A 26,439-nucleotide genomic window follows, 5' to 3' on the forward strand; every position below is an offset into this window, starting at 1 on the left:
TCAACCAGCCAGGCTCGGCGCAGGCAGGCGCAGTCGATGAGCTATGCGGATCCAGGTTGCCGGACCCACGATCCCATCCTCGACCAGGCCCTCCTGCTTCTGAAATTCGAGTATGGCGGACTGCAGCTCGGCGTCGAAAACGGGTGACGTGCCCTGTATACCCAGCGCCGGGTTCAGTTCGGCGAGCTGGCGTCTGAGCCAGGTTACGGTTTCATGGGCATCGCCGATGCGCAGACTGCCGGAATAGCCCGGAGGTGTGCGCCACAGCACCACGTAGGAACCGAACCAGTGGTCGCGCAGCGCCCGCTGAGTGGTGTGGATGTCTTTTCCATCCAGGTGCAGGGTGAGCTGAGCGTCCCGCAACGCTGTCAGTGCCGCATGGTAGGGGGCTTCCTGCTCGTCCCACAGCTCCAGTATTACAGGCAGGTCGAGTCGCTCGATCTCTGTCCAGTCACCGCGCTCCGACAGACACAGAAGGCCGGCCGAAGGTGCGAAGTCGCAGGGGATCTGCCCTTCGGCGGCGATATCGAACTCAACCCCCCACGCATTGAACACCGCGGCGTAGGCCTGACGCCGGAGCTGAAAAGTATTGCCAGCCGGTCGGAGAATTTCTGCAACCGGTCGAGGCAGACTCGCCGGAGACGCTGATGCTTCAGGCACACCGGCCTGGGGAGCATCTGACACCTGTACCTGCGCGTCGACGGCGACGCCGGCCGGTTCAGACCGGGTATCGAATGCCGTGATCACATCAGTACCGGCCGGTACAGTGCTGCCAGCAGGCTGTTGTGCTTCTGCACTTGTGGAACCTGCAGCAGGATCATCCGGCGTGGGGGTGGACGCAGCGGAGGAGGGCGTAACAGGGGAAGGTGCAGCGGCGAATGGTGCGGCAGGTAAAGCGGCTGCGGAGGATTGCGCTGCGTCCGGAGAAGGCGGGATTCCCGCCGTTGCACCGTTTTCCACGGGCACCCGGTTTACCTGGAGTGCCCATGCTGCGGCAACGAGTACCACGCCACCCAGACCGGCATAGAGCCAGGGCCGCCAGTCCGTTTTGCGACCGAGGACTTCGGCACTGGCACGGGAAACGATGCGGGCTGTGACGCGGGCACGGTCTTCTGCGTAGGCGCCCAGCAGCGCCCGATCTGCAATGGTATTGATGAGCCGCGGTACCCCGCCGCTGAGTCGGAACAGACGCCGATGGGCGGCGTTGGTGAAGGTTTCCCGGTCACCGCCGACATGGCTCAAACGGTGCATCACATAGCCGCGGCAGTCCTCCCGGTTCAGGGTCCCGAGGTGGTAGCGAGCGGTGATCCGCTGGGCAAGCTGACGCAACTCCTGGCGGCCCAGCAGGTCGGCGAGTTCGGGCTGGCCAAGCAGGATGATACGCAGCAGTTTGCGTTCGTCGGTTTCCAGATTGGTGAGCAGTCGCACCTGTTCGAGTACCGCAGGTGAGAGGTTCTGCGCTTCGTCGATGATCACCACAGTACTGCGGCCTGCCTGGTGTGTTTTCAGCAGATGCCGGTTCAATACATCGATGTACTGCTTCACGGTACCGGTGGCCGAGCGGTCGTAGCTGATGCCGAGTTCGTCGCAGAGTGACTCGAGGAGTTCGCGCACGGTGAGGCGGGGATTGAGGATGAAAGCGACGTCGAGATCGGGCGGGGTCTCCTGCAGCAGATTGCGCAACAGCGTCGTCTTACCGGTGCCGACTTCCCCGGTGATCAGGACGAAGCCGCCATTGCTCAAACCATACCGCAGGTGTGCCATGGCTTCCCGATGGGAACTGCTCAGATACAGAAAGCTGGGATCCGGAGCGATCGAGAAGGGCGCCTTGCGCAGATGAAAGTGTTCCTCGTACATCAGTCAGCGGCAGCAAACTGGGTCAGTCTGCCTCCGGCAATGAGGCGCGCATCCTTCGCCTGCCACAGCGAATCGATCCAGGCCTGCAGGCGGGGTCTCTTTTCCTCCAGCGACTCTGCGTCCCGGATCTCTGCGGGGATTTCCAGGCGCTCCACTCGCAATCGTACCTGCGGACAGTTGCCTGTCATGAAATCCCAGAAAGTTGGAATGCCGTGGGGATACTCGATAGTGACGTCCAGCACCTGGTGCAGCTCTCTTTCGAGTGCTGCAACCACATAGGTGAAGCCACCGGTCTTGGGATTGAGCAGTGTGCGGTAACGTGCCTGCTGGGCACCATGTTTGGACGGAGTGAAGCGAGTTCCTTCCAGGAAATTCAGCACGGTTGTGGGCTTCGCACGAAATCCCTCACAGGATTGAAGCGTCGCCTTTCGATCCAGTTCCAGCAGTTCGGGACTGGCTTCGATCTGTGCCTTGCTGAGTCTCCTGACGTAAGGAAACCCGAGCAGCCACATCGCGATACCGAGCAGGGGTATCCAGATGAGCTGGGCTTTGGTGAAGAATTTGATCGGTGGAATGTGCCGATGCAGGGCGACCTGGAGTACCACGATATCGGTCCAGCTCTGATGATTGCTGATCACCATGTACCAGTCGTCACGGCTCAGGGATTCGCAGTCGATCCAGTCGATCTCGATGCGGGTAAGATGAAGCGCGCGGAACATCTGCCGGTTGGCACCCACCCAGCTTTCGATGATCCAGTCCATGTGATTGGCGATCCAGCGGGCTGCTGTCCGCAGGCCGAGCAGATGGAGCAGTCCTCGAACAATGCCCGCGAGATACAGAGGGATACAGTTCAGGGCGGTATTGAGAACCACGAACGTCGCCGAGAGAATGCCGATGATGAGCTTCATGATCCTGTACTTAATCAGACTCCGGAGGACATAGCCACCGTGCGCCTGCACGGAAAAGGCCGGCGCCCTGCCCGGACCGTCAGCCCTGGATCGGCGCCGGGAAGGATCAGACTTCCCCTCGCCGTGTTCTTCGCCGCGACGATCTGTGGTGCGGCCGGTTGCGAGACCATGGGTTATTACAGTCAGGCGATCGGCGGACAGTTGAGCCTGCTGACCCGGCGCCAGCCGGTGGAGCGACTGCTGACCGAGCTCGATGACGCGCACCCTTCCGAAGAAAGTGCCGAAACAGGAACCGATGACCGCGCCGCACTGAGGGCCAGCCTCGAACGTTCCCAGCGGATTCTCGACTTTGCGGAAACCCGGCTGCTGCTGTCCGCCGACGGGGCTTACCGCTCCTATGTCGCACTTTCTTCCGATCACGTGGTGTGGAATCTCTATGCGGCACCTGCATTGTCGCTGGAGGCGAAGCACTGGTGCTATCCAGTAGTGGGCTGTGCGCCCTATCGGGGTTACTTTTCCCGGAACGATGCGGACCGCTACCGGCAGCGGCTTGTGGGCGAAGGTCTCGATACCTATATGGCCGGGGTGGCCGCCTACTCCACGCTCGGCTGGTTCAAGGATCCGCTGCTGAGCAGTTTTCTCTCCTGGCCGGAGGCGGATCTGGCACAGCTGCTGATTCATGAACTTGCCCATCTGAAGTTGTGGATAAAGGGAGACGTCCGCTTCAACGAGTCCTTCGCCAGTTTTGTCGGTCGGCAGGGTATGCGGGAGTGGCTGCTGCGCAACGAGGAAGGGATCGCAGAGGAAGGAACGAAAGACCCGGAGCACGATGCTGCGAAACCCGCCCGCGACGAACTCGCCAGCCGCCAGTCGGCGGAGGCCGCCACCAGAGCGCTGAGATCCCTGCTCGAACGTACGCGAGGCGCGCTTGAAGCACTCTATGCCGGCCCGGAGACTGACGAGGTCAAACTGCAGAGAAAATCCCGCATCCTGTCTGCCGCCGTCGAATGCTATCGAAGCAGTGGCGCCGCGCCCCAGCAGGTGAACCGGCTCGACGCGGGGCTCAACAACGCGCTGCTGGTGTCGCTGGCCACCTACGAGGATGCGGTGCCTGCGTTTGCCCGGCTGTTCGAACAGAGCGGGCGCGATTGGTCCGCCTTTTACGCGGCAGTTGCCGGGCTTGGTGCACTCAGCCAGGTTGAGCGGGATGCGGTACTCGAACAGTTAGGTGAGCAGCAGATAGCAGCCCAGGGAGATCACGGCCGCGCCGATGAGATTGAGTGCGAAGCCCTCTCTGGCCATGGTTTCGATAGTGAAACGGCCGGTGCTGAACATGATCACGTTAGGCGCAGTCGCGACAGGGAGCATGAACGCGCAGGAAGCACTCATCGCGGCAGGAATCATGAGGAGCTTCGGGTCAATTCCGGCACCCAGCCCTGCGGCGGCGAGTATGGGCATCAGCAGCGTGGTGGTTGCCGTGTTGCTGGTGGTTTCGGTCATGAAGGTTACGGCCAGACAGATGCAGACGATCACGACCAGAATCGGCAGAGTCGAGAGTCCGGATAGTGCCGCACCGATTGTCTCGCTCAGGCCGGACGAGGTGAAGGCGCTGGCGATGGCAATACCCGCGCCGAAGAGAATCAGCATCCCCCAGGGGATCTGCTCGGCAGTCTCCCAGTCGAGCAGCTGCTTGCCCTTGCCATCCGGCACCAGAAACATCACGACCACCGCAAGCAGGGCGACCATGGCGTCGTCCGTGTGCGGCAGATCGAACAGGCCCGACCAGCCACCGAAGGGCTGGCTGCGGGTGACCCAGGCCAGGGCGGTGAGGCCGAACACGGTGAGCACCCGGACCTCGGACGCCTGCCAGGCACCGACCGTCGGCAGCTTCACTGTGCCCTGAAAGCTCAGCCGTCGTGTCAGATAGAGGGCCATTATCGGCAGAAACACCAGGACGATGGGTACGGCCCAGCTCATCCAGGTGAGGAAACCGATGCTGTTGCCGGTAGTCGCTTCATAGATGCCCATGAAGACCACGTTCGGTGGTGTCCCTATGGGCGTGCCAACGCCGCCGATACTCGCTGAGTAGGCGATGCCGAGGAGCAGGGGTGTTGCCAGGTTCTCGTCCTCGGACTTCTCCAGTACGGCGAGGGCGACAGGCAGCAGCATCAGCGTGGTTGCCGTATTGGAGATCCACATGCTCAGAATCGCAGCGGCGGCCATGAAGCCGAAGACCAGCCGTCTGCTCGAAGTACCACCAAATGCACGCACCATCGCCAGTGCCAGTCGCCGATGCGCACCGCTGCGCTCGAGGGCGGTTGCCAGGATGAAACCACCGAGCAGCAGCAGAATCAGGGAATGGCCATAGGACTGGGCGACCTCTACCGGAGTTAGCACGCCCAGCAGTGGAAACAGTCCAAGCGGAATGAAGGAAGTTGCCGGGATCGGTATAGGTTCGAAAACCCACCACACCACACACAGCAGCGTCACACCGAGTGTGATTCCGGCCGCGGTCGAGAAGCCTGCGCCATACATGAGGTATCCTGCGGCGACGGCAAGTGCCGGACCGCCGAACAGGGCGAGCTGCTTCGACTTCGCGTTCATGGCTGCGCAAGATGCCAATGCCACGACACGAAAGCAAATTAACCGGCGGTCTCGGCCCCAGGCTGCTGAGGACAGGTATGGCGAAGAGTTTCTACTGGTACGACCTGGAAACATCGGGCACGGATCCCCGCTGGGATCGCATTGTGCAGTTCGGTGGGTTTCGAACCGACATGGATCTTAATCCCCTGGGTGACGAACTGTCCTGCTATGTGCGCCTGCCCGACGACGTACTGCCGAACCCTGATGCCACACTGGTCACTGGGATCACGCCGGCGCTCACCCGGCATGAAGGTATCAGTGAATACGAAATGTTTGAGCGGGTGCTGGAACTGTTCAGCACCCCGGATACCTGTGTCGCCGGTTTCAACAGCCTGCGCTTCGATGACGAGTTCGTGCGTCATGGCCTGTACCGCATGCTCCGGGATCCCTACGAGCGGGAATGGCGCAATCGTAATTCCCGGTGGGACATCATCGATCTGGTACGGGCGGCGGGTGCGCTGCGTCGGGACGGCATCAACTGGCCCACCACACCGGAAGGACTGCCAACCTATCGACTCGAAGAAATGACCCGGGCCAACGATCTCGATCACGGCCAGGCACACGATGCCCTCTCCGATGTCCGCGCAACCGTCGCACTCGGCAGACTGATCAGGACGCATCAGCCCCGTCTCTGGGACTTCTACTTCAGTCAGCGCTCGAAGAAGGAGGTCAGATCTCTCCTTGAACCTTTCGGCGCCCGTCTGTGTCTGCATGTATCCGGCATGTACCCCCGGGAGCGGTATTCATCTGCACCGGTGGTATCCGTATGCCGGCATCCGACCAACAGCAATTCCATCGTCGTTGCCGACCTCAGTCAGGATATCTCCGGACTGCTGGAGATGAGTGCCGACGAGATCCGTGATCGGCTGTTTGCCGCCGGTGGCGAAAATCGACCTCCTCTGAAGGAGATCCGCATAAATCGCTGCCCTTTCGTGGCAGGCATCGAGGTGCTCACAGCCGAAAACTGGTCGCGCATCGGTTTTGATCGGAAGCAGATCGAAGAGCGGCAGCGACGGCTGAAGAAGCCTGGTGTGGCGCAGAAGATCATGCGCGTGTATTCCCGGCGGGACATGCCATCCGCAATAGATCCCGATGCCGCGCTCTATGATGGTTTCCTGCAGGACGCGGATCGCAGTCGCTGTCAGTCCTTCCACGAAGGGATCAGAAGGGGCGAATGGCCCGAACTCGACTATGAAGACAAACGACTCGACACCCTTGCGCGACGACTCAAGGCCCGGAGTTTTCCGGAACGGCTGACCGCGGAGGAACGTGCGGACTGGGAAGCGTTCGTGGTCTCCAAACTCGCGGCACGGGACGTGCCATGGCTGAGCCTTGAGCAGTTCCACAAAGTGCTCGGTGAACTGAGCGCCGCACCGCCACCGGACGACGCGGCGGCTTCCGGCCGTCGGCGGCAGCTGCTGGAAGCCCTCGAAGCGCATGGTCGCGAGCTCGCGCGGCAATATGGGATTGCTGTGTTCCGATGAAGGCGTGCGTCGAATTCACTGCTGCGGGGAAGTACTTCGTGCCCGGTCACTGGGTACTTCAGGATGTCACGCTGAGTCTGGCGGCGGGAGTGACCAGTGCCGTGGTGGGTGAAAGTGGCAGCGGTAAAACTACTCTGCTGCAGTTGATCAATGCGGTACTGCGACCGGATTCGGGGGAGGTGCGGGTATTTGGTGCGCCGGTCCCTGCAGATGCGGTGGCCTTCAGAAGACGCATCGGATACTCGGTACAGGGCGCCGGTCTGTTTCCGCATCTCACCAACCGGGACAACGTGACCCTCCTGGCCAGGCTCGAAGGCTGGTCGGATGCTGCGACGGATTCGAGATACCGTCGTCTGCTCGAGCAGATGGAACTCCCGGAAGACGTGTCGAACCGTTATCCCGCAGAGCTGTCGGGCGGTCAGCAGCAGAGAGTGGGTCTGTGTCGTGCGCTGATGCTGAAACCCGAACTGCTGCTGCTCGATGAGCCTTTCTCTGCGGTGGATCCGATTACCCGGGTCGGTCTCTACAGGCGCTTTCGCTCTGTACAGGAACACGAAGGGGTGAGCACGGTGCTCGTGACGCACGACATGCGCGAGGCAGTAAAGCTCGCCGGCATGCTGATCATCGTGCACCAGGGCCGGATCGTCCAGGCCGGGGCGACGGCTGACGTGCTGGCGGCGCCTGCCACGGAGTACGTTTCGCAGCTGCTGGAGGATCAGTTGCGATGAATCGCAGGACTGCATTGCGATCGTTCATGGCTGCGCTCGTGTCCGCAAACCTGTTTATCGTCCTGGCCAGCCCGGTTGCCGCCATTGCTGCGGATCAGAGCGGGGATCCTGTCCGGGTTGCGAGCAAGAATTTCAACGAATCCTACCTGCTCGCTGAAATCATTGCGCAGCTCCTCGAGCACGGGGGATACAGTGTGGAGCGCCGCTATGGACTGGGCGGTACCCTCATCTGCTTCGAAGCCCTGGTCAACGACGAAATCGATCTCTATGTCGAATACACCGGAACCCTCGGCCAGGCGATCCTCAACCGTCCTGAACTCAACAGCATTCCGGCACTCAATGCACAGATCGCCGGGCGCGGGCTCGAGCTGCTGGCACCTTTCGGGTTTGACAATACCTATGCCATTGCCATGCCGCGATCGCGTGCCGAGGCCGCCGGGGTCCGCGCCATCGGCGACCTGGCCCGACACCCGGACCTGAGCATCGTGGTCAGCCACGAGTTTCTGGAACGCGAAGACGGCTGGCGTGGTCTGGCGCAGGCCTACGGATTACCCGAGCGGGTGCGCGGCATCGAACACGCACTCGCTTACCGGGCGATGGAGGAGGGAGACATCGATGTCACCGACGCGTACTCCACCGATGGTGAACTCGACCGCTACGATCTGCTCGTTCTGGCGGATGACCTCGAGTATTTCCCCGAGTACCAGGCCGCACCGCTCGTCCGCCGCGATCTGGCTGCAGCGGTGCGTGAGCGGGTCAATCTGCTCGCAGACCTCATCGACGACCGCAGGATGCAGCAGCTCAATGGCGCAGTGGTTTTTGGTGGCCAGAACTTTGCCCAGGTTGCCCGGGGTTTTCTGGTGGAGGCAGGACTCGTGGACGCGGATGCCACGGCCACCCGGGCGGCGGGGAATCGTCTCTGGCAGGATCTGTGGACCAACACCGTGCAGCATCTGAAGCTGACTGTCACCGCCCTGATTGGAGCCGTCCTCTTCGGGGTGGGATTGAGTGTGACTGTGTTCCGGCTGCCCGGTCTGGCGCGGGCGGTGACCTACTTCTGTGGACTGCTGCAGACGGTTCCCTCCATCGCCCTGCTGGCGCTGATGATTCCCCTGTTCGGTATAGGCCCTCTGCCTGCGATCATCGCCCTGTTTCTCTACTCGCTGCTGCCGATTCTGCGGAATACGCTGACGGCCCTCACCACAGTCGATCCGGCACTGATACGGGTGGCAGTCGCGATGGGCCTTTCCGACCGGGAGCAGTTGCGTCACGTCTATATTCCCCTGTCGCTGCCCAGCATGCTGGCGGGCATCCGCACCGCGGCGGTGATCAGCATCGGCACCGCCACCCTCGCGGCTTTCATCGGCGCTGGCGGGCTGGGGGATCCGATTGTCACGGGTCTGGCACTCAACAACGTGAGTCTGATCCTACAGGGGGCGGTACCCGCCGCGGTACTGGCCGTGGTCACCGAACTGGCCTTCGAGTGGGTGGAGCGGATCGTGCTGCCGGGTCATCTGCGGCTGCAGTAGCCGCGCTTACAGTGAGCGGGTGTAGGTATCGTAGGAGGCGCCTGCCGGGTCGAAATCGATGTCTGAAACGGCATCCCGCCACAGTGCGATCTGCCAGCTCCCGGTGGCACCCACCAGGGTGACTGCCGGAAACACCAGTTCCTGCCAGGGGTAGGCGTCCGCTGAAAAATCATCATCCGGATCGGTGCCGCAGAAGAATCCCAGGAAATTTCCGGAATCCAGCTGGGCGATCACGTCCGCGGGTGCGCCCCGGCTGCGGGCGAAGACAACCTGTTCACGGACCTGTTCCCGGTTGAGCAATGCCAGCCGCCAGAGACGCCCGCTGCTGTTGAGCAGCAGCAGTCCGGGCGGGTCGCTCACCAGGTAGTACTCTATGAGTCGTTCGCGTCGCATCAGGTTTCTCACATAGCGGGCGATCACCGGATCGATGAGAAAGCGGGGTGGATTAATCGACAGGACCGACTTCAGGCGCGCCGTGTACTGGCTGAAGTACTCGCGCTGCAGTTCTTCGATGAAGCCCACGATCACCGACAGCGGATTGATCAGGTGCTTGGGGATGTAGCGGTGAATGAGTCCTGCATTGAAGGCCTGGACGGCGAGTTTTTCATCCGCCACCCCGGTGAGCAGAGCGCGGCGGATCAGGGCGTCATCGAGGGCGGCGCACAGTTCCAGTCCATCCATGCGTGGCATCGAGTAGTCCACGAGCAGCACGGAATTGCGGCGGAAGCGGTCCGGAAAGTTGATCTCCTGTTCGATGAGACTCAGATCCAGTTCGATGAGCGCCCGGGAGCCTGACTGCAGCTGCATGCTGAAACATCGATCCATCAATGCCGGTAGATCGATGGGAGTCTGCAGGAAGGTCAGTGCTTTATGCGGATCGGTGAAGACCCGGGACGCCATGCCTGGCGGCAGTTCGAGATCCAGACTGGTGAGAAATGGTTCGTTGTCGTCCACGACGCAGACGGTGGTGGGGTGAAAATACGGTGGCAGTGCGAAATCCCGCATGCTGATTATCCGATCAGCGCGCGCAGCGCGTCCCGTTTGTGTTCAGGCAGGCGCCGATAGCCGCGGATGAGGCGCTGCTCGTCTTCGGAGAGTTCCGGATGGAAGATGGCTTCGAAACGATCGTGCAGGGGCGGGGAGAGTAATGCGGCGGTCTGCGCGTCGTGCAGTTCGCTGAAGCTCATCTGCAGTCGGGCTACAATGTCCGAGTTCATGCTGCGCCGGTAATGACGGGCGGATTCGACGATCAGATCCCGCATACTTGGCGGCAGACGGACCATGTACTTGTAGGGTTGTTCTTTCATGATGCAGGTCCAGGTCGCGGCTGTAGACAACATGCCTGACCGAATTTATCCCCGAAATCCCACCGGCTCAAGAGATGGCTAAGTGATATCAATCCCGCCTGGAGAATCCGCTGTGCAACCACTGACCCGGGACAACATCCGTCTGGCGGCAACTGTCGTGCTGCTGCGGCAGCGCCGCACGGGCCCCGAGGTCTTCATGATGCAGCGGCCGGGGGGCGGCGATTTTCCGGATCTGCACGTGTTCCCGGGCGGCAAGCTGGACGCTGCGGATGTGCTTGATCCTTATGTCTCCGGCTGCAGTGACGCCACCGCCAATCGGCTGCTCGGTTTGAGCGGTGGCGGGCTGCGCTACTGGGTGGCCGCGATCCGGGAATGTTTCGAGGAGTGCGGGGTACTGCTGGCCCGCCGGCATGGGGCCTTTGTAAGACTCACCCAGGGCGCGGAAATGGAACGGTTCGCAGGCTACCGGCAGCAGCTCATCGATGGCGACCTCAGCATGGCCGAACTCTGTGAGCGTGAGCGCATCGTGCTCGCCGCCGACTGTCTCCTCTACCACAGCCACTGGATTACCCCAGAAATGGCTCCGAGGCGATTCGACACCCGCTTCTTTGTCGCCCGCATGCCGGCGCAGCAGGCGACCGCCGCCCACGCCACGGAAACGGCGGACGCCCACTGGGTTTCTCCGAAATCGGCGCTCGCCGCCCACAGCAATGGTGACTGGCGGATGATCGCTCCTACCCTAATCACTCTGCAGACCCTCGCGGGTCACGATCGCGTGGATGCGATCTGGGAGGCGGTTCATGGGGAGCGGCATCTGCCCGAGCTTACCGACGAGTTACGCCATCAGGGCATGCACCCCTTAAGATGACGTATGCATCCGAGCCACAGAGCACCCCGAGGGGGGCGTGGCTTCTGCGTGTCGGCAACCTGAGCAGAAGCTCCCGGGATGCGGGTGAAACCCGTCAGGTACTCAGTGGGGTGTCCTTCGAACTGGCGGCTGGCGAAGTACTCGCCGTCACCGGACCGAGCGGCTCAGGAAAATCCACACTGCTGAATCTCCTGGCCGGCGTACTCCCTGCCGATTCCGGCAGCATCGCGCTGGCGCTGCCGGATCGTGTCGCCGACTACGCGCGTCTCAGCCCGGGGGCGTTACGCAGGCTGCGACGGCGCCACATCGGCTACGTGTTTCAGTTCTTCAATCTGGTACCCACACTCACCGTGCGGGAAAACGTGCTGCTGCCCCTGGAACTCAACCGACGCGGCGACCTCGCAGCCGGTGCGCTCGCCCGTCTGCAGACGCTTGGCCTCGGCGCCCGGCTGGATGATTTCCCGGAACACCTGTCCGGGGGTGAAAGACAGCGCACGGCCATCGCGAGAGCGCTGGCGCATCGTCCCGAACTGGTGATCGCCGACGAGCCCACGGGTAACCTCGACGCGAACAATGCGCAACGGGTGAGCGACCTCCTCATGCGGGAAGTTCGCGAGCTCGGCTCCGTGCTGGTGATTGCCACACACAATGAAGCGATCGCCGCGAGCGCCGATCGTGTGTTGCGGCTGGGCGCTTGAATCTCTTAAGCCTCAGTCAACTGCGGTTTTTAACGCGCACGCCGTGGAGCACGTTCACCCTTTTTGCAGGCATTCTGGTGGGCATTGCGTCCATCGTTGCAGTGCATCTGATCAGCGCTCGTATCGCAGACGAACTGGCGGCGACCACACCCGCCCACCTGCAGGGGTTTACGCACCTCGTTGAGCGGGCGGACCTGTCAGCGGATGCTTACTTCAGTCTGCGGCGGGAATGGCGTGCGGGTCGTCACCCGGAGATCCGTGCCCTGATGCCCGTGGTCGATGGTCGCTGGGACTTTCGCACCGGTTCCGGGTTTACCGTCGCCGGAGTGGACGCCCTCGCCGGGTTCCGAGGTACCGCAGCCATCGGACTCCTGGCACCCGGTCAGGTCGTGCTCGGCACCGGTGCGGGCATCCCGGTGGGCACCCGTCTCGATGGCCGCTTCGAAGTCGTTGCCACGGTGGATGCCATTCCGGACGGGCTGCTGCTGACGGATATCGGTACTGCACAGGTCATGCTGGGTCTCGACGAACAGACCCTGTCGCGCATTGTGGTGAGTGTGGTCAACCCCTGGTCCCGCCTTTATGAAGTGATGGAGTCTCTGCTGCCCGGATTCTCGGCCGGTTTCCCGCCGCCGGACTGGACACTGCCCGGCTGGCGCATCCGGGCTATGGAGGAGGAGCTTCCCAGTCTCGCCTTCGGTCGCTCGGTACTCTTCAATCTCGGCGCCTTGAGCTCGCTGGCCCTGCTGGTGTCCTGGCTGCTTGTCTACCAGGTCGGCATCATCTGGCTGCGGCGTCGCCGGCCGGTCATGGATCGGCTGGTGCTGATGGGTGTCTCGAATGGTGAACTGCTCCGCGGGCATCTGCTCAGTCTGCTGCTGCTGGCGATTCCGGCCGCGCTGCTGGCCCTGCTGCTTGGAAGCTGGCTGGCTGCCGCACTGACCCGATTCGCCACGGCGGGACTTGGCCTGGTAATCGCCGGTTCGGGACCGGATGTCTGGGTGCTGCTCAAGGCACTCGGCAGCGCGGTCTTCGCCGCTCTGCTCGGGGGCACTCTGGCATTCAGGCGGGAGTGGCAGACACCGGAGAAGAACTCTGCTGGCTGGTGGCCGCTGGCCGTGCTCGGCGTATGCGGTCTGGCGGGACCGCTGGTCACCCAGGCGCTCTGGGGTGGCTTCCTGAGCATTCTGGTGGTTGGACTGCTGGCAGTGCTCGTGGTCTTTCCCCTGCTTCTGAAACTGCGCCAGTGGAGTCACCGGGTGCGCGGCTTGAGTCTGCTCTCACGGCTGGGTGTGCGTGAGCTTGTCTGGTATCCGGGTGATCTTGCGGTTGCCGCAGGTGCACTCGCTCTGGCGCTCGCCACCAGTTTCGCAATCTCTGTGATGGTGGACAGTTTTCGACAGGATTTCAGCGCCATGCTCGAGATGCGCATGGCGCAGGATCTCTATGTGCGCGCCTCTCCTGAAATGCTCGAGCCGGTAACTGCCTGGCTTGCCGAACGCGACGATGTCATCGCGATTGACGCTTACGGCTCGATAGAAACCCGGATCGCCGGTCGGCCGGTAGAGCTTGGATTTACCGAATTCGACGTCGCCGAAGGGCGCCGCTACGGACATCCCGGCGCGCTGCCGGCCGGAGAGTGCCTGATCAGCGAACGGCTTGCCCGGACGCTCGGTGTGGGTGTTGGTGATCCTGTCAACCTGGACCCAGGCGTTACCCTGCCACAGTTGCGTGTGGCCGGCATTTTCCCCGGGTATGGCGATGTAACCTCCCGGGTGCTTGTGGATGTTTCCACACTGCGGACGCCGGGATACGGCTCCCGTTTTGATCGGCTGGGTGTACGCGCCGGCAATCCCGGTGAACTGGCTGCACTGTTGAGTACGCAGTTTCCGGAGCTGGTCCTGGAGCAGCGCGACAGTCTGCGGAGCCAGGCCCTGCGGATCTTCGATCAGACTTTCGCCATAACCGGGGCGCTGACCCTGCTTGCACTGCTGGTGGCGGGGGTGGCGCTTTACAACGCGCTGCTTGCGCTGCGGCTTACCCAGAATCGGTCGATGCGGCTGCTGGATATGCTGGGTGTCAGTGCAGGCGAGCGCTGGCTGGTAGCGGCAGCACGCTCGCTGGCGGTGGGTGGCGTGGCGTTGTTCATCGCGCTGCCCATGGGTGCTCTGATGGGCTGGCTGTTGTGTGCGGTGATCAATCCGCGAGCCTTCGGCTGGAGTCTGCACCTTCAGCTGAGCTGGCAGTCCCTGCTGCCGACGGTGCTCGCGGCGGTGGTCGCAGTTGCAGTAGTTGCGCTGCTGCCAACGCCGGTGGAGGCCTTCGATGAGGGAGACTGACCTGCAGCGGTCAGCCCGCCTGGCGCCGACACGGAAGCGAACTCTGATTTCGGCCATGATCTCTGTCCTGCTGCTGAGTGCGGGCGCCTGTGATGCACCGGAACCGGCCGGGGTCGCCGGCGCGGGTCAATTGCGTCTGGGTGCGGTGCTCGGGAGTGACAACACTTCGGGTTTTCAGAGAGCCGAGGGTGTCGTGCCGCTGGTTTTTCCGGAAGATCTGGGTGCACATCCGGCTTTCCGCAGTGAATGGTGGTACCTCACCCTGCTGCTGGAAGCCGATGCAGCCTCTGCGGCCACTTCCGAGTTCGGTGTGCAGTTCACACTGTTCCGTCAGGCCCTTACACCCGCCCGGCCGGTATCGGACAACGCCTGGCTCACTCCCCAGGTGTTTCTTGCCCATTTCGCCCTGACCGATGTCGGGCAGCAGTCCCACCGTGCTTACGAGCGCGCGGCCAGAGGCCATCCCCAGCTGGCCGGCGTGCAGGCCCGGCCCTTCCGCGCCTGGCTCGAAGACTGGGTACTGGAAGCGGATGCGCGCAACCCGGATGTCTGGCGTCTGCGGCTTCTCAGCGGTGCCGGTGGCGCTGCTCCGGATGCTGTGAATCTGACCCTTGATGCAGGCGCGCCGCCGATCCTGCAGGGTGATGCGGGATTGAGCTGGAAAGGACCGGATCAGGCCTCCTACTACTACTCCGTTCCCCGCATGCCGGTGAAGGGCACACTGACCAGCGCGGGAGAAAACTATGCCGTTACGGGCAGCGGCTGGCTGGATCGGGAATGGAGCACCAGCGTCCTGGGCGCAGGTCAGGTGGGCTGGGACTGGTTTGCCCTGACGCTGGACGACGGGCGCAGCCTGATGGTGTTCCAGCTGCGGCGCGATGACGGCGGGCGGGACGACTTCGATCAGGGTCTGCTCATTGATGCGGCAGGCGGCAGCCGGCACCTGTCTGCACGGGACTTCACCCTCACGCCGCTGCGCTACTGGCGGGATGGCCGGGGTGTGAACTGGCCGGTGGAATGGACGCTGTCTGTGGACGGTTCGCAGTATCGTCTTGCAGCAGCGGTTGACGACCAGCGTATGAATACGACCATCACCTACTGGGAAGGTCTGATCGACGTGCTGTCCCCATCGGGGGAACGGAGCGGTCGGGGATATATGGAGCTGACAGGTTATGAAAGAGAGTGATCTGCTGTGGAAGCGGGTGTCGACCCGGCCGGGGCCGGACCTGAAACTGTTCCAGGCACGCTGGGATGCCATGGAGCACCCGGTCAGCGGCTGGGTGATGGACCGGCTGGTGCTGGAGTCCGTGGACTGGGTGAATCTGGTGGCCATCACACCCGCCGGTGAGAGTGTGATGGTGCGTCAGTACCGCTTTGGTGTGGGCTATCCGACCCTGGAGACACCGGGGGGCATGGTGGATGCAGGGGAAGACGCTCTGACTGCCGCGCGCCGGGAACTCGAAGAAGAAACGGGTTTCACCGGGAATGACTGGCGCTATCTGGGCGCCGTCGAGCCCAACCCGGCCTTTCACAACCACCTGTGCCATCACTGGCTGGCTGTGGGGGTGGAACGCACGGCCGCTCAGCAGCCCGGTGCAGGGGAGCAGATCCGGGTCGAACTGCTCACCGAGGCCGAGGTTCGCCGCGCCGTTCAGGATGGCACCATCCGGCATGCCCTGGCGCTGTCTGCTCTGGCCCGGGTATTCGACCTGTGGCCGCGACCCTTCGTGCAAAGCTGGCCTGCCGTCAAAATATTCTAAGACGTGGACTTGGAGGAGGCGTTATCCACATGCGGGGGTGGGCTGGGGTATGGCGGACCTCGCTCCGGCGCTCCGCGCTACCCTCCCTCACGACTGCGTTCGATAACCAACGAATCCCCGTCCCGAGCCCGAGCGTCCCTTCACAGGGATCTGCCGCCACCCCGCAGCCGCGAACCGGCGACAGATCCGGGCTAGGAAGCCCCGGGAAAATTCGTCACAATGGCGCGTCCTCCGGGAGGGTGGACGGTTCAAGGACACCGGCATTTCCCGGATGGAATGCAGACGGCCGATCGGCCGCGGTTTGCTGTCCGACGTCGGACTGGAGGTTCTGGTGGACACACTCCGGTTGTCATCCGGAAGTTCCCGGCCGATACTCCACCGGTCGGATACTTAGTCAAGCAGATAGTCGAGCAGCGAGATGAGTCGTAACGACCCCGCCAATGCCGCCGGCCCTGGAGAATCTTTCTCCCGGCTGCTCAACGGTGCCTCCAGACCCGCTCGCGCCACTCCCCGAACCACAGCCGCCGGCGGGGCCATACTGGTTGTCGACGACAAGCCCGAACTGTTGAACAGTCTGCACCAGCTGGTGCAGCTGCACGGCTACGACGCGGACAAGGCCCTCGGTGGCGAAGCCGCCCTGCAGGCGCTGGGTGCCAGAAATTACGACGTGGTGCTGCTCGATCTCATCATGCCCGGCGTCAGCGGCCATGATGTGCTCGAGTTTGCCGCCAAGGCGGAGCTGACCGCCAAGATCATCGTGGTAAGCGGAGATTCGAGCTTCAGCGGGGTGAAGCACGCGCTGCACTGCGGCGCCTTCGACTTCGTGAAGAAGCCCTACGAAGCCGGTGAGCTGATCTCCACCATGGAGACGGCGCTGCGCCAGTCGCGACTCGAAAGCGACAACGAAGTCATGGAGGAGAAGCTCAAGGAATCTGAGGAGCTGCACCGCTTCATCGTCAACAACTCACCCGATCTGGTTTACATGCTCGATCGCAACGGCTGCTTTACTTTCCTCAATGACCGGCTCGATTCGCTGCTCGGTTACACCAAGGAAGAGCTGATCGGCAAACATTATTCGGAACTGGTGGATGAGGATCATCTCGAAGTTGCCCGCAATGTGTTCAATGAGCGGCGCACCGGGGAACGGGCTGCGCGCAATGCGGAATTGCGGCTGCGCAGTCGCGTCAACCGGCGCGGGCTGCGGCTTTTTCACTCCCAGTCGCTGTGGGTGGAGCTCACCGCCGAAGGCGTTTATTCGAATCCGAAAGAGCGCACCCGGGAAAATTTTGTCGGCACTTACGGCACTGCGCGGGACATCAGCGAGCGCAAGGAAGCCGAAGAAGTCATCAATTTCCAGGCCTATCACGACCTGCTGACCCATCTGCCGAACCGCGCGCTGCTGAAGGACCGTCTTTCTCTGGCCATAGCCCATGCGCGGCGCAACAAGCGCAAGCTCGCGGTGATGTTTCTCGATCTGGACCGTTTCAAGCTGGTGAACGACACTCTCGGTCACACCATGGGCGACCGCCTGCTGAAGGCGGTGGCGAACCGTCTGCAGAGCTGTCTGCGGCGCGGCGATACCCTGGCCCGTTTCGGTGGCGACGAGTTCACCCTGCTGCTGCCGGAAGTGCGGACCCGGGACGACGTGGTGGTGATCGCCAGCAAAATTCTCGACCGGCTCAATGCACCCTTTGTGATCGACGGACACGAGCTTTTCGTCGGCGCCAGCATCGGCATCTCCATCTACCCGGAGGCCGGGGAAACCGAGGAAGCCCTGATTCAGAATGCCGACATCGCCATGTACCAGGTGAAGGGGCGCGGCAAGAACGGCTACCAGTTCTTCTCTGAAGAAATGAATCATCAGTTCTCCACCCGACTTTCGCTGGAGCGCGAACTGCGCAATGGTCTCGCCCAGGGTGAGCTGCGGGTTTTCTATCAGCCCCAGGTGTGTCTGGACGACGGCCGCATCATTGGTGTGGAGGCGCTGGTGCGCTGGCAGCATCCACTGCGCGGACTGGTGCAGCCCATGGATTTCCTGCCACTGGCCGAAGAAACCGGGCTGATCGGGCAGATCGACGAGTTCGTGCAGCAGCGTGCGTTTGCCGATGTCGTGCAGTGGCGGCGCAAAGGATTCGGGGATGTAACCCTGTCAGTGAATCTGTCCGCCGCCCAGCTTGAGCAGGAGGGCTTTGTCGATCGCTTCGTGGGCAGCCTCCAGGGCGCCGGTCTCGAACCCGGTGCTGTGAAGCTGGAGATCACCGAAAACACACTGATGCAGGACATCGAGATCATCATCCCGAAGCTCAAGGAACTGCGGCGCATGGGCATCCGCATCGCCATAGACGACTTCGGCACCGGCTACTCGTCGCTCTCCTATCTGCAGCAGTTTCCGATTCAGACACTGAAGATCGATCGCAGCTTCGTGGGCGACATCCGCGCGGATGATCGTGATGCCAGCATCATCAATGCGATCGTGGCCATGGCCCGGGGCCTCAAGCTCGACCTGATTGCGGAAGGCGTCGAAAACCGCACCCAGTTGCGTTACCTCCAGGGGCAGGGCTGTCGCGAAGGGCAGGGCTTTTTTTTCAGTCGACCGGTACCCGCAGCAGACATGCAGTCGCTGCTGAAGAACAATCCCTTCCGCTCTCTGGTACGCGACCACCGGGACAGCGCCACGGTTGTCTGATCCCATCGAACGCCGGGCCCGCATCAAGCCATGAAAGGTTTCACGACCAGGATCGTTCACAGCGATCGCCAGCAGCCCATCGAACACGGATCCCTGCAGAAACCGGTGCACGCCACCGTGGCTTATGGCTATGAGGACGCCCGGGATCTTGCTGCCGCTTTTCAGGGCACGAAACCCGGCTATACCTATGGCCGGCAGGTCAATCCCACGGTGGACGCCCTGCAGGACAAGATCACGACGATGGAGCAGGGGTTCGGTACCGTGTGTTTCGGCACCGGCATGGCTGCGATCGGCACCACCATTTTCGCGCTGCTGCGTCAGGGCGATCACCTGGTGTCATCGTCTTTTCTGTTCGGCAACACCAACAGCCTGTTGCAGAGTTTTGCCACCCAGGGCATCGATGTCAGTTTCGTGGACGCGACCCGTGTCGATGCGGTCGCCGCTTCGATCACCGCGAAGACCCGGATGGTTTTTGTGGAAACCATCGCCAATCCGAGAACCCAGGTGTCCGCGCTGGCGGAAATCGGCGCACTCTGTGCCGCAAAGGGCCTCATCTACTTTGTCGACAACACCATGACGTCTCCCTATCTGTTCGTTCCGAAGACAGTGCAGGCGAGCCTGGTGATCAACAGCCTGACCAAGTACATCGGCGGCCACGGCAACGCCCTCGGCGGGGCGGTGACCGAGACGGGGCTCTATGACTGGAGCCGCTTCGCAAACATTTACGACACCTACAGGAAAGGCGATGTCTGGAAGTGGGGCATCACCCAGATCAGGAAAAAGGGCTTGCGGGATTTTGGTGCGTCACTCGGCCCCGAGGCGGCGCATCACATCGCCGTTGGCGCGGAAACTCTGGCGCTGCGAATGGCACGCCAGTGTGCAAACGCGCACGCCATGAGCGAATTTCTCGCCGGGCACCCGAAGGTGAAAGCGGTCTATTACCCGGGGCTGAAGGCGCATCCGCAATACGAGCGGGCAAAGTCGCTGTTCCGTCATCCCGGTGCGCTGTTCAGCTTCGAACTCGCACCTGATGTGGATGTCTGGGATTATCTGAACCGGTTCAAGGTGATCGTCAAATCCAGCAATCTGGGGGACAACCGTACACTGGCAATTCCGGTGGCACACACCATCTACTTCGAGATGGGTCGACAGCGGCGGGCGAGCATGGGGATCGATGAATCCCTCATCCGCGTTTCGGTGGGCATAGAAGACGAAGACGATCTCATTCGGGATCTCGAAACGGCATTCTGATTCGACAGGGAGAAGGACTTATGGATCGACTGCAGGGCAAGGTGGCGGTGATCACCGGTGGTGCCGGTGGTATCGGGCGGGCAGCAGGCAAAGTATTTGTGGCGGAAGGAGCGAACGTCCTGCTGGTGGACCTCGACGAAGCCGCACTGAAGGCGGCGGTGGCCGAAATCGGCGGGAACTCTGTCAGCTACTTCGTGGGCGATGTCACCAGTGCGGCGGACAATGACGCCATGATCGCCTGTGCCGAGGAACGCTACGGCGGAGTAGACGTGCTGCTGGCCAACGCCGGAATCGAAGGGGATGTGAAGTCCATCCTCGAATACGAAGAAGACCGCTTCGACAAGGTGATGGAAATCAACGTGAAAGGGCCTTTCCTGGGGCTGCGCTCCGCGGTGCCCGCCATGCAGAAACGGGGTGGCGGCAGCATTGTCATCACCTCCTCGGTTGCCGGTCTGAAAGGCACTTCCGGATTGTCCGCCTATACCACCAGTAAGCACGCGGTGATCGGACTCATGCGTTCTGCGGCCCGGGAGTTTGCGCCGATGAACATCCGGGTGAACACGGTGAATCCTTCCCCGGTGGAAACCCGCATGATGCGCTCTCTGGAGAGCGGCATCGCACCGGGCAACGAAGAAATGGTGAAAGCACAGATGGCGGCCAACATTCCGCTGCAGCGTTATGGACAGCCCGACGAGATCGCGAAGGTCATGCTGTTTCTGGCCAGCGACGACAGCTCCTGGGTCACGGGCTCGGTCAACGCAGCGGATGGCGGCATGACGTCCTGAACTCAGATCGAAAGCAGCACGGCTCACTTAATGGAAACAAGATAACTGACGGAACGTTGCAGACATGGGCGAAGCCATACTCAAGACTGAACTCGATCTTCCCAACCGCCGCTCGGGCAAGGTGCGCGATCTCTACGATGTGAAACTGGCAGATGGCAGAGATGCGCTTCTCATTGTAGCCACAGACCGGATCAGCGCCTTCGATGTGGTGATGCAGAACGGCCTGCCCGGCAAGGGCATCGTGCTCACCCAGATTTCGAAGTTCTGGTTCGATTACTTCGACGATGTGCCCAACCATCTCATCTCCACGGACGTCGCCGATGTGCCCGGCCTGAATGACACTCAGCGCAAAGCACTCGAGGGCCGCATCATGCTCTGCCGCCGCACCCGGGTGGTTCCAATCGAATGCATTGCCCGGGGCTACATCACCGGCAGCGGCTGGAAGGACTATCAGCGCACGGGCAAGGTGTGCGGTATCGAACTGCCGGCAGGGCTGCGCAACAGCGATCGCCTCGAAGCGCCCCTGTTTACACCCTCTACCAAGGCTGAATCCGGCCACGACGAGAACATCAGCTTCGAAGCGGGAGTAAAGCTGGTCGGGCAGGAACTGATGACCTGGCTGGGCGAGACCACGCTGTCGCTGTATCGGCGGGCGCGGGACTATGCCCTGGAACGCGGCATTATTCTCGCGGACACCAAGTTCGAATTCGGGCAGGTCGATGGCAGAGGCACACCGCTGCTGATCGATGAGATCTTCACACCGGACAGTTCCCGATTCTGGCCGGCAGACAGCTGGGAGCCGGGCCGTGAGCAGCAGAGTTTCGACAAGCAGGTCGTGCGCAACTATCTGGAATCGGTGGTTGCTGCAGGCAAGTGGGACAAGACCCCGCCCGGTCCCACGCTGCCCGATGAGATCGTTGAGCGCAGTATTGCCCGCTACCTGGAGGCTTACGAGCGGCTGACCGGATCGAAACTGACCCTCTGAGGCGGGCGCGGGTCGGGTCGGGACCGGGAGTCTGTACCGGGCAGTGACGCAGGTCCCACCGGTGCCACGGATCCGTCAGGGACCACGGATCCGTCAGGGACTGAGATCGCTCAGGTCACGGAAGCCATAGGGGGCGTAGGGGCCGATCACCAGCTGTTCCAGTATTCCCTTGCCCTGCAGTTGCACGCCATCCGCCGTGTGCAGTTGTGCTGTGCAGATGGCCTGGATGTGAAAGTGGGTCGGATCGGCCGCTGACAGCTGCTCGAGGTCGTAGATTTCGAATCCTGTCTCGAGCTCGCCGTGGTAAAGACCGTGCCCCCACTTCGGGTGGCCGTAACCGAGCCCCTTCATGTAGAAGTTGCTGCCCGGAGTCAGGGTGAGTTGAACCCCATCCCGGGCGGCAAATTCCAGTGTGGCCTGCTCGGCCCAGCGGGTGCCTGTGCGGTACTCCAGGCGGCTGCTGACCGTCGGAAAGTCCGTCGCCGATCCGGCGGACACCACCCGGCCCATGGTATTCCAGGGCCGGCCTTCGGCATCCGCATTCAGGTGATAGAAGGTGCCGCGGTCTTCGAAATTGATCGGCGCCCACAGCCAGAAAAACTGGGGGGTGGTCGCGTATGGGTTGGGCTGGGGGTCGCGCATGCCGACACCGCGGATACCCCAGGATCGATCCCGGGTGCCCCACCAGCCGTCGCGGTGGACGTCGTGACGGACGCCGTCGACCTCGAAGTAGCCTTCATAGGTGCCGTTCTGGGTGAGACGCGTGTAGTCCATGGCCGTCATGCTGCCGATGCGGCGTGTGAAGCGTGGTTCTTCAACGGGTGGGAAACGGGCGTGGAAAGTCAGATCTGCGGCAATACCGTTATCCGGATCCTGGACGCTGATGCGCAACACCTGGAGTGGCTCCAGTACCTCGATCTCGATCGGGCCGACCCGCAGATCGAGACGTTCCATGTGCAGCGTCTTGGCAGCGTGCAGGTTGTACTGCCGGCCGCCGACGATGACACTGAAGGCGGCATCCATCACGTTCAGATGAGGATAGACGCCGAGCGCGGCGGCGAAAAACAGGTCACCGTCGCGCTCATAACCATTGAAAAAATAGCGATCGTAGAAATTGCGGTCCGTGCCCGAGTACGCGATGGGCTCCGGCGTCTGATGGATGGGATAGTCATCGGCTTTTGTTAACATCGCTCGTCGTCTCATCAGTTGCTGTATTGCTGTGGGCGTATTTTCCCGCGGACAGGTTTTGTCGCGGGTGTTCTGTTGCCGTCAGCGCAGTTGGAGTCAGGGTAGCCGTGGACTGGGATCGCTACAAGCGCGAGTGTGACTCACCCGCTGTGCTCTCGCGCTGGATGCTGATGCAGACCCTGGAGCTGCTCCAGTCCGTGCCTGGCGCCCGATGCGACATCCATTCACAGGTGCGGCATGCTCTGGCTGCGACGCTGGCGGGAAAGCCTCTGACCAGACCGGCCGATCACCGTGGCAATACGTTGACCGACATGTTTCCTGTGGCGCTTACCTCCCGCCAGGCGCGCACCGTGCTTGAGACCGTTCGTGAAGCGGTTGCAAAAGGCACGACGACGTCCGGTACCCGTGAGCGCGGGCTTGGCGGATTTGTGGAAGCCTGGTCAGAATATTCAGAATCGCTCAGTAGCCGGGGACAGGACGACGAAGGAAGAACGACGCTGGAAGAAAAAAGGAAGGAAGAAAAATGAGGAAGAAACGACATGCGCCATGAAGTGGAAAGCGACGTACAGGGCAACGTCTGGAGGGTGGAGGCCTCGGTAGGCGATCGGGTGAAGGCTGGTGAGGTGCTGGTGATCCTGGAATCCATGAAAATGGAAATTCCCGTTGTCGCGCCGTCAGATGGCGTGATAGCGGAGCTGAGAGTGCAGCTGCAGGACCAGGTCCAGGAAGGGGAAGTGGTCATCATCATCGACGACAAGGCATGACTGGGGTAAGTTGGCAGGCTTGCAACAACACCTGCTGCAGCATCGAAAAGGAGCGTATGAAATGACAGATCTGGTCACCATAGAAACGAAGAACGGCATCGCCGATGTCCGTCTGAATCGGCCGGAAAAATACAACGCGCTGAGTCCGGATATGTTCAAAGCCATCATCGAGGCCGGCGAGCGGCTGCAGGAGGCCAGAGATGTGCGGGTGGTGGTGCTGTCCGGCAACGGTCCGGGGTTCTGTGCGGGCCTGGACATGTCGAGCTTCCAGGGCATGGCGGGCGCCGGCGAGAGCAGGAGCGGCGAGACGGCATCGGCTCTGCTCCAGCGCGACGAACGCCCGGAGAATCATGCCCAGCGACCGGCCTATGTCTGGAAGCGCCTGCCGGTGCCGGTGATCGCTGCGATCCATGGTGTGGCATACGGTGGTGGTTGTCAGATTGCTCTGGGTGCAGACATTCGAGTTGCTGCGCCGGATGCCAGGATGTCGGTGATGGAAATCAAATGGGGTCTGATTCCGGACATGAGTCTGACCCAGACACTCAGAGATCTGGTGCCGCTGGATGTTGCCAAGGAACTCACTTTCACTGGCCGTGTGTTGAGCGGTGTGGAAGCGAAGGAACTGGGGCTGGTGACCCGGGTGGCCGAAAACCCCCTGGCGGTCGCGATGAGTCTGGCAGAGGAGATTGCAGGTAAGTCCCCGGACGCGGTGCGGGCCGGCAAACGGCTGTTCGAGGAAAGCTGGCATGCGGATGAACGCACCGGGCTGGCACTCGAGGCGTCTCTGCAGACCGCTCTGATCGGTTCGCCCAACCAGGTGGAGGCCATCAGGGCCAACTTCGAAAAACGCGCACCCGACTTCAGGGACTGAGGCCGGGGCCGGTCCCGTTCGCCCCGGGCCGGGAAAGGTGAGCAGGTAGAAGATGAGCTGGGAAAAAGAAGTTCAGGAGATCCGCCGCCGCCGTCAGCTTGCACTGCAGCAGGGCGGCGCCGCCGGTATCGCCCGCCAGCACGAGAAAGGCCGGCTGACGATCCGGGAGCGGATCGATGCCGTGCTCGACCCGGGCAGCTTTCAGGAGCAGGGCAAGGCCACCGCGTTACCGGAATACGACGACAAGGATCAGCTCACCGGATTCGTACCCGCCAACTATGTGGTCGGCTTCGGCAAGGTGGACAACCGGCGAGTGGTGGTGGGCGGCGAGGATTTCACCCTCAAAGGGGGTTCGCCGAATGCCGCCGGTCTGCGCAAGAGCGTTTATGCGGAACATCTCGCCAGTCGCTACAAGGTACCGCTGATCAGACTCCTCGAAGGTGGCGGGGGGAGTGTGAAAGGCTCGGCAAGGAAGGGCGGCACCGTGGGTGAGCCTGTTTATGCCGAACCCAGATTCAGGATCATTGCCGATGCGATGGGCCAGGTACCGATTGCCTCGGCCGCTCTCGGTGCCGTGGCCGGATTTCCTGCGGGGCGTCTGGTTGCGTCCCATTTCTCCGTGATGACCCGGGAAACCGCCCAGATACTGATTGGCGGTCCGGCACTGGTGGAGCGGGCCCTGGGGGCCCGACTCAGCAAGGAAGCCCTGGGTGGGGTACAGGTCCATGCGTTGAGCGGGGTGGTCGACAATATCGCCGCTGACGAACAGGATGCCTTCCGGCAGATCCGCCAGTTTCTGAGTTACCTCCCGAGTAACGTCCGGCAGCGTGCTCCCCGTGTCGCCAACAGCGATCCCACGGATCGGATGGAAGAGGATCTGCTCGACATCGTACCCCGGGATGCCAATGCACCCTTCGCTATGCGGGCGATCATTGCCATGGTCATGGACCGGGACTCGGTGTTCGAGATGGGGGCCACCTATGGTCCGAGTCAGATTGCGGCACTTGCACGTCTCAACGGTCAGCCCGTGGGTGTGCTCGGTAATGACTGCCGATACTACGCCGGTGCGATGACCGCAGAGGCCGCCCAGAAGTACCGCCGTTTCGTCGAACTCTGCGACAGTTTCCACCTGCCCATCGTCAACTTTGTCGATCAGCCCGGTTTCATGATCGGGCCGGAAGCCGAGCGGGCGGGCACCATCCGTTACGGAATGGCTGCGGTGGCCGCCGCCGTTCAGGCCCGGGTACCCTGGGCGTCAGTCCAGGTACACAAGGGATTCGGGGTCGCGACTGCCGCCCATTTCGGTGACAACGCCTATGTGCTGGCCTGGCCTTCGGTGGAATCCGGCGCACTGCCTCTGGAGGGTGGTGTTGCGGTGGCCTTCCATCGTGAAATCGCAGCCGCAGACGATCCGGAGGCAAAACGCCGCGAACTCGAGGAGCGCCTTCGCAGCGGACGCACTCCTTATGCGCGAGCGGAGTCCTTTGCCGTGCATGAACTCATCGATCCGCGGGAAACCCGGCCCATGCTGTGTGACTGGATCGAGTGGATTCAGCCACTGCTCGAGGATCTGACGGAGCCGGTGCGCTTTCCGATCAGACCCTGATTCGCATGCGCAGCTGGGGTGGCGAAGGGGGATGCGGCAGACCTCGCTCCGGCGCTCCGCGCTGCCCTCTGTTGGCCCCTTGCCCCGAAGCGGGTCAATGGGCCGCCCTCGGCGTCGCTCCACGGTCCGCCCCATCCCCCTTCGCCACCCCAGCTTCGAGATGGATCCAAGACAGGCCAGCC

The 26,439-nt window shown here is 62.2% G+C and carries 22 protein-coding genes and 1 pseudogene; 17 read left to right on the top strand and 6 right to left on the bottom strand.

The annotated features are described in order from the left end of the window. Together R3E82_00080 and R3E82_00085 are read right to left on the bottom strand one after the other, a co-directional pair. Positions 1–1,857, bottom strand: coding sequence for an AAA family ATPase (locus tag R3E82_00080; GenBank protein ID MEZ5549266.1), 1,857 nt, complete (start codon positions 1,855–1,857; stop codon positions 1–3). Next, positions 1,857–2,765, bottom strand: a complete 909-nt coding sequence (locus R3E82_00085; protein MEZ5549267.1) for an acetyltransferase — start codon at positions 2,763–2,765, stop codon at positions 1,857–1,859. Before R3E82_00085 ends, R3E82_00080 begins: the two co-directional genes overlap by 1 nt. A 168-nt stretch (positions 2,766–2,933) precedes the next feature. Between R3E82_00085 and R3E82_00090 the strand changes: the two are divergent. Continuing rightward, positions 2,934–3,971, top strand: a pseudogene (locus R3E82_00090) (aminopeptidase). Positions 3,972–3,989: 18 nt separating this feature from the next. On the opposite strand, the gene R3E82_00095 reads toward R3E82_00090, so the two are convergent. After that, entirely contained in the window at positions 3,990–5,369 is a 1,380-nt protein-coding gene (locus R3E82_00095; GenBank protein ID MEZ5549268.1) for an SLC13 family permease, read from the bottom strand. A gap of 77 nt (positions 5,370–5,446) precedes the next feature. Here R3E82_00095 and sbcB point away from each other — a divergent pair, with 77 nt between their 5' ends. The 3 genes from sbcB to R3E82_00110 are packed head-to-tail and all read left to right on the top strand — an operon-like array spanning position 5,447 to position 9,149. Then, positions 5,447–6,892, top strand: a complete 1,446-nt coding sequence (gene sbcB / locus R3E82_00100) for an exodeoxyribonuclease I (GenBank protein ID MEZ5549269.1) — start codon at positions 5,447–5,449, stop codon at positions 6,890–6,892. Beyond that, positions 6,889–7,620, top strand: a complete 732-nt coding sequence (locus tag R3E82_00105) for an ATP-binding cassette domain-containing protein (GenBank protein ID MEZ5549270.1) — start codon at positions 6,889–6,891, stop codon at positions 7,618–7,620. Before sbcB ends, R3E82_00105 begins: the two co-directional genes overlap by 4 nt. Beyond that, positions 7,617–9,149 (top strand): glycine betaine ABC transporter substrate-binding protein, encoded by a 1,533-nt coding sequence (locus R3E82_00110; protein MEZ5549271.1) that lies wholly within the window; start codon positions 7,617–7,619, stop codon positions 9,147–9,149. Before R3E82_00105 ends, R3E82_00110 begins: the two co-directional genes overlap by 4 nt. 6 nt (positions 9,150–9,155) lie before the next feature. On the opposite strand, the gene R3E82_00115 is transcribed toward R3E82_00110, so the two are convergent. Further along, positions 9,156–10,154, bottom strand: a complete 999-nt coding sequence (locus R3E82_00115; GenBank protein MEZ5549272.1) for a hypothetical protein — start codon at positions 10,152–10,154, stop codon at positions 9,156–9,158. Between the two features lie 5 nt (positions 10,155–10,159). After that, positions 10,160–10,456: an Arc family DNA-binding protein gene (locus R3E82_00120; GenBank protein MEZ5549273.1), complete on the bottom strand. Its 297-nt coding sequence runs from the start codon at positions 10,454–10,456 to the stop codon at positions 10,160–10,162. A 112-nt stretch (positions 10,457–10,568) separates the two neighbouring features. Here R3E82_00120 and R3E82_00125 point away from each other — a divergent pair, with 112 nt between their 5' ends. The 9 genes from R3E82_00125 (at position 10,569) to R3E82_00165 (ending at position 21,828) form a co-directional block, all read left to right on the top strand. Then, a complete protein-coding gene (locus R3E82_00125) occupies positions 10,569–11,324 on the top strand; it encodes an NUDIX domain-containing protein (protein MEZ5549274.1) in 756 nt (251 codons plus the stop codon). After that, complete coding sequence (locus R3E82_00130) at positions 11,321–12,022, top strand: ABC transporter ATP-binding protein (protein MEZ5549275.1); 702 nt, start codon at positions 11,321–11,323, stop codon at positions 12,020–12,022. The genes R3E82_00125 and R3E82_00130 overlap by 4 nt, the downstream gene beginning before the upstream one ends. A 77-nt stretch (positions 12,023–12,099) precedes the next feature. Then, positions 12,100–14,361 carry an FtsX-like permease family protein gene (locus tag R3E82_00135; GenBank protein MEZ5549276.1) on the top strand — a complete coding sequence of 754 codons (2,262 nt, stop codon included), beginning with the start codon at positions 12,100–12,102 and terminating at the stop codon, positions 14,359–14,361. Further along, positions 14,348–15,547 (top strand): lipocalin-like domain-containing protein, encoded by a 1,200-nt coding sequence (locus tag R3E82_00140; GenBank protein ID MEZ5549277.1) that lies wholly within the window; start codon positions 14,348–14,350, stop codon positions 15,545–15,547. Before R3E82_00135 ends, R3E82_00140 begins: the two co-directional genes overlap by 14 nt. Then, positions 15,534–16,121, top strand: coding sequence for an NUDIX hydrolase (locus R3E82_00145; GenBank protein MEZ5549278.1), 588 nt, complete (start codon positions 15,534–15,536; stop codon positions 16,119–16,121). The genes R3E82_00140 and R3E82_00145 overlap by 14 nt, the downstream gene beginning before the upstream one ends. Positions 16,122–16,539: 418 nt before the next feature. Next, positions 16,540–18,807 (top strand): EAL domain-containing protein, encoded by a 2,268-nt coding sequence (locus R3E82_00150; GenBank protein ID MEZ5549279.1) that lies wholly within the window; start codon positions 16,540–16,542, stop codon positions 18,805–18,807. Positions 18,808–18,837: 30 nt separating this feature from the next. Beyond that, positions 18,838–20,058 carry a cystathionine gamma-synthase family protein gene (locus R3E82_00155; GenBank protein ID MEZ5549280.1) on the top strand — a complete coding sequence of 407 codons (1,221 nt, stop codon included), beginning with the start codon at positions 18,838–18,840 and terminating at the stop codon, positions 20,056–20,058. Positions 20,059–20,078: 20 nt separating this feature from the next. After that, positions 20,079–20,843 carry an SDR family oxidoreductase gene (locus tag R3E82_00160; GenBank protein ID MEZ5549281.1) on the top strand — a complete coding sequence of 255 codons (765 nt, stop codon included), beginning with the start codon at positions 20,079–20,081 and terminating at the stop codon, positions 20,841–20,843. A gap of 64 nt (positions 20,844–20,907) precedes the next feature. After that, the gene (locus tag R3E82_00165; protein MEZ5549282.1) at positions 20,908–21,828 is read left to right on the top strand and encodes a phosphoribosylaminoimidazolesuccinocarboxamide synthase; all 921 of its coding nucleotides are present in this window, start codon (positions 20,908–20,910) and stop codon (positions 21,826–21,828) included. 93 nt (positions 21,829–21,921) lie between these two features. On the opposite strand, the gene R3E82_00170 is transcribed toward R3E82_00165, so the two are convergent. Beyond that, positions 21,922–23,016: a hypothetical protein gene (locus R3E82_00170; protein ID MEZ5549283.1), complete on the bottom strand. Its 1,095-nt coding sequence runs from the start codon at positions 23,014–23,016 to the stop codon at positions 21,922–21,924. 170 nt (positions 23,017–23,186) lie between these two features. Here R3E82_00170 and R3E82_00175 point away from each other — a divergent pair, with 170 nt between their 5' ends. The 4 genes from R3E82_00175 to R3E82_00190 all read left to right on the top strand — a co-directional run bounded on the left by R3E82_00175 (position 23,187) and on the right by R3E82_00190 (position 26,257). Next, the gene (locus R3E82_00175) at positions 23,187–23,543 is read left to right on the top strand and encodes a hypothetical protein (protein ID MEZ5549284.1); all 357 of its coding nucleotides are present in this window, start codon (positions 23,187–23,189) and stop codon (positions 23,541–23,543) included. A gap of 12 nt (positions 23,544–23,555) precedes the next feature. Then, positions 23,556–23,780: a biotin/lipoyl-binding carrier protein gene (locus R3E82_00180; GenBank protein MEZ5549285.1), complete on the top strand. Its 225-nt coding sequence runs from the start codon at positions 23,556–23,558 to the stop codon at positions 23,778–23,780. Positions 23,781–23,841: 61 nt separating this feature from the next. Further along, the gene (locus R3E82_00185) at positions 23,842–24,651 is read left to right on the top strand and encodes a crotonase/enoyl-CoA hydratase family protein (GenBank protein ID MEZ5549286.1); all 810 of its coding nucleotides are present in this window, start codon (positions 23,842–23,844) and stop codon (positions 24,649–24,651) included. 52 nt (positions 24,652–24,703) lie between these two features. Next, positions 24,704–26,257 (top strand): carboxyl transferase domain-containing protein, encoded by a 1,554-nt coding sequence (locus tag R3E82_00190; GenBank protein MEZ5549287.1) that lies wholly within the window; start codon positions 24,704–24,706, stop codon positions 26,255–26,257. Positions 26,258–26,439: the final 182 nt, after the last annotated feature.

Source organism: Pseudomonadales bacterium (genome assembly GCA_041395945.1).
Taxonomy (GTDB): domain Bacteria; phylum Pseudomonadota; class Gammaproteobacteria; order Pseudomonadales; family Azotimanducaceae; genus SZUA-309.